Origin of the sequence: Seohaeicola saemankumensis (genome assembly GCF_021021435.1) — a bacterium.
Lineage (GTDB): Bacteria > Pseudomonadota > Alphaproteobacteria > Rhodobacterales > Rhodobacteraceae > Seohaeicola.
The window spans coordinates 1-3,173 of record NZ_JAINWI010000047.1; the positions used below are offsets into that span (position 1 = coordinate 1).

At 55.3% G+C, this 3,173-nt stretch carries 1 protein-coding gene and 2 pseudogenes; all 3 read right to left on the bottom strand.

Annotated elements, in window-relative coordinates; translation table 11 throughout:
* Positions 1 to 808: 808 nt before the first annotated feature.
* The gene (locus K7H22_RS19820) at positions 809 to 1,891 is read right to left on the bottom strand and encodes a macro domain-containing protein (RefSeq protein WP_230802534.1); all 1,083 of its coding nucleotides are present in this window, start codon (positions 1,889 to 1,891) and stop codon (positions 809 to 811) included.
* Positions 1,891 to 2,532: pseudogene (locus K7H22_RS19825) on the bottom strand (DUF4433 domain-containing protein). Before K7H22_RS19825 ends, K7H22_RS19820 begins: the two are co-directional and overlap by 1 nt.
* A 243-nt stretch (positions 2,533 to 2,775) precedes the next feature.
* Positions 2,776 to 3,173: pseudogene (locus K7H22_RS19830) on the bottom strand (type VI secretion protein); the annotation flags it as partial.

Genomic DNA, 3,173 nt, shown 5'->3' on the forward strand with positions numbered 1-3,173 from the left:
ATTATCCGCCTTACCGGCTCAGTTCTGGGTGAAAATCAACACCTGTGATCAATTAGTTTTTCTTCCCAATGAGACCACGCAATGCGGGTCTCTGTAAAGTTAGGCGCTGACTGGCCCGCGGTTGGCCAGAACGGCGCGCGGGCGGCGGCAGTGTGACTTGCCGTAGGGTGCAAGCGCGACTACGTCCGAGCGGTCGCTGCAATTGTGTTGCAGGCCCTTAGGGGAAGTCGACGTTATACCCGTTAGGTGGTCATGAATCCGTTGCCAGCGGCCATCAATCTGAATGGCTGGTCTCACGGTTAGGCTGCGGCTGCAATGCCGCGGCGCCATGAAGCCGCTTTCCGCCCTGCGTTTCAGAGTTTGGCGCGATGCTGAGCCAGACGCGCGGGACTGCTCTCAGCGCTTTGCGGTCTTATGCCCAAACGGCTGCGACCGTTAAGGTTCAGACTTAGTCAGAATTAAGCGGCCTTTCCGTCCCGAGACCCGCCATCCTACGTGGAAGTGATCGGCCTGCGAGGTTAGAAGGGCGAACTAACGAGAACCCTCTTTCATTTTTTTGCGGGGGGCTTGCTAGATTTGCTAGGTTTGAGGGACGGTGTGTTCCCTGGTGTGGTTTTGTTGTCACGGCGTCGCTGATCCGGTTTCCCGGTTGATTTTGCTATCGGCTTCGGTCCTGGTTTAAGTGCCATGAATGCTCTCCTTTATTGGTTTGTTGATGTGATGCTCCCACGAATGTCCGCGTTGTAACGATGCTGCGGAAGCAACGCGGCATCGCCGCATGTGTGCTTCCCGCCCACGAACTCAAAGATTAACAGGCAGGCAGCCTGTTCGATGTCTGAAGTTGGCCCAAAGCGATGGCGACCAACCGGCGATCGAAGATCTTCAATTTGCGCTGTCCAGCGACTTCCCCGCCAGCCCAGTCCTTAAGACCTTCCATCACTCCCTCAACAGTCGGTTCGATATCGTCGTGCTGCATCATCCAGTCGACAGTCGCCAGAAGTTCCATGCCGAGAGGCGACTCAAAGCCATCGATGGTGGCCGAAGCCCATTCCAGTACGCTTGAGAACTGCTTCCCTTCACCCGAGTTCAGATAGGCTTGCACTCGATCATACTTTGCGTCGTTGAACCAAATGAGATCCAAGGGATCGGCATCTGCAAGGCGCTTGTCGCACCGGAGATAACTTCCATCGAGACTGTCGAGCAGCTTCGTCAGGTTATGCGAATAAGGTCCGTACTTGTTTGCTTGGAACCTGAACTTGAGTGCGTCCGAACCCCCGAACCGTTTCACGCCGCGTTCGAGAAACCATCCCAATTTCTGCACCTCAAGAATCGAGCATTCAATCCCAAGGAGTGAGTACCGACGTACCATCTCAGCCACCAGTGCGCGTGCCGGGGTGAGCTTCTCAACACCAGTGCGCTTGGCGACATTCTGATACTTGGAAGTCGGCTCGTAGACGATGGCATTGACCCCTTCAAGTTCCGCCAATGCCGACTCGATAAGAGGACGCACATCGCTCCAGTCAAGGCCACCATTACCACAGCCAAGTGGAGGGATCGCAATTGAATTAATTCCCTTCTCACGAATTACTCGGACAAGGTCCTTCAATCCATCCTCGACCCATTCAATCTTAGTTTTCACTCGCCAATGGGTCTTTGTCGGGAAATTGATGATCCAGCGCGGCCCAAAGAGCTCCTTGTTCTCGGTAACAAACATTTTGCCAGTACGCACTTCGCCTGCATCGCAGGCGCGCGCATAAGCTTCGAAGTTTCGTGGGAATTGCTCCTTGAACATGAGGGCAATTCCTTTGCCCATGATTCCGACCGTGTTCACGGTGTTCACCACCGCGTCAACGTCAGCTTCCAGAAGATTGCCTTGCGTGTAAGTTACCATCAGAAATACCAGCCTGGTCGCGCCACGATCTTGAGATCGAGCCCAACCTCCTCCCGTTGCTGTTCAAGTGTTCCTTTTTCGTTCTCGCTCAGGCAGACTATGCCTGCAAGGTGCTCCACTGGCAAGTGCCTGTGCACGAGCGCCTCGGCCTGGTAGCGATCCGTCTTTTCGGGATCATCGACGTCGCGTTTGAAGTCTCTACGCTGCAGGATGCCCCAGTCGACCTTGTCGAGGTCGTCGAGCGAGGTGAAGAATTGCGCAGTCTGGAGGTATGCGTGGCGATCTGAAAACACCGTTGCTACGCCTCGATCCTCGAGCCCTCAAAGTGAGGACGCCATGATCACAATCTCCGTGTTCAGGAACTGGCGAATTCCTCCGTAGCCAGTCTTGATGTTGTACATCATCATCGAAAATGGCGTGAAATAGAACGGAATGTAATCTGATAGCGATCCGCCCGGTGCAACAGGTACATTCCGTGCAGTCCGACGCTGAATTAATTCGAGGTTCCCAATTCGCACGAAATTGGGGTCTTGCACTCCGGAATTCTTGCAATGAAGCCCATGCCTGAGGATCCACGGCACATTGTTGATGTGCGTAATCCTGAAGATCAGAGCTTTTTCGGCGGTCAAGTTGTTTGCCATGTCTCGATATGGATACAGTTTGGGCCAACTTCCCTCAAGATGTTATATGGTGGCCAGCGCTGTCGAGCACATAGCCGATTGACTGGTTCGCAAAACACTGGCCATTCGGTCTTCGCACGAACGCCAACCAATGGCGACGGCCAGCCCCGAATGTCCGCACCTGCTTATGGCGTTGAACCTTTTCGCACCCTTTGCAAATGTCCGGAATCCGTCCTCCCCGACAAGCAGGCGATGTCCGCCACCCTATCGAGCAACCAGCTTTTGACCACCGTTCTCTCGCAGCATCGCTTCCATTTCATCCAAGCCATCGACAGCAGAGCGCATTTGCGCCTCATCAACGACGCTCGCAGCTTCGGCATCCACGACCTGGCTGCCAAAATCCATCTCCATCTGACGCTGTTCCTCGGCGATGACGGCTTGAACGACGGGCGCCGTCTTCTTTCGAACAACATCAGATTGCCCTGAATGTTCAGCATCAGTAGGCTGGCCTGCTACGTCTACATCGGCCTCGGGTCCACTTGGCCCGTCCGGCGGCGGCGCCATCGGCATGGCGCGCACACTCAGCGGCAGCGTGCCCTGCGGTCCCCTGCTCCCAGGCTCCGGAAACGGCAACTCGCCTGATTGCGCCGCGTGGATCGCCT

Bases quoted from the DNA above. Each gene is read 5' to 3' on its own strand.
- K7H22_RS19820 (WP_230802534.1), bottom strand. From the start codon at position 1,891: ATGGTAACTTACACGCAAGGCAATCTTCTGGAAGCTGACGTTGACGCG.